Source organism: Pseudomonas sp. 43(2021) (assembly GCF_017490805.1).
GTDB lineage: Bacteria > Pseudomonadota > Gammaproteobacteria > Pseudomonadales > Pseudomonadaceae > Aquipseudomonas.
Genome location: NZ_JAFGYJ010000408.1, coordinates 1 through 474, shown reverse-complemented (window position 1 = coordinate 474; position 474 = coordinate 1). Strand labels below are relative to the sequence as shown.

Here is a 474-nt window from a genome sequence, read left to right as displayed (position 1 = left end):
AAAAGTGGCTTGTGTCGCCGTGATCCTAGGGCGGAGAATCAGCACAATCAAAAAATTGTCATGGATACGGCCGACATGCCGCGTTCCCGTTACAAGACCCTGGTTGATCGCTATGCGGCAGACATTCGTGGCGGACGATTGGCGCCGGGCACGCGACTGCCAACGCATCGGCAGCTGGCGAGCCAGGAAGGTCTGGCGCTGGTTACCGCTTCACGGGTTTATGCGGAGCTTGAAGCGATGGGCCTGGTCAGTGGCGAAGCCGGGCGCGGCACGTTTGTTCGGGAAACGTCGCTGGCGCCGGGGCAGGGCATCGATCAGAAAGACGTGGCGGTCGGCATGATCGACCTGAATTTCAACTATCCCTCGTTGCCAGGTCAGGCTGAACTGTTGCGCACGGCGTTGCGCCAACTGGCGTTGTCCGGTGATCTGGAAGCACTGCTGCGTTATCAACCCCACGCGGGACGTGCCCACGAA

General features: G+C 60.5%; 1 protein-coding gene. It reads left to right on the top strand.

Annotation, left to right across the window (positions count from 1 at the left end; genetic code table 11):
- Positions 1-75 precede the first annotated feature (75 nt).
- Positions 76-474 (top strand): GntR family transcriptional regulator (locus J5M71_RS27885; protein WP_207838804.1); only part of this gene is annotated, 399 nt, incomplete at its 3' end.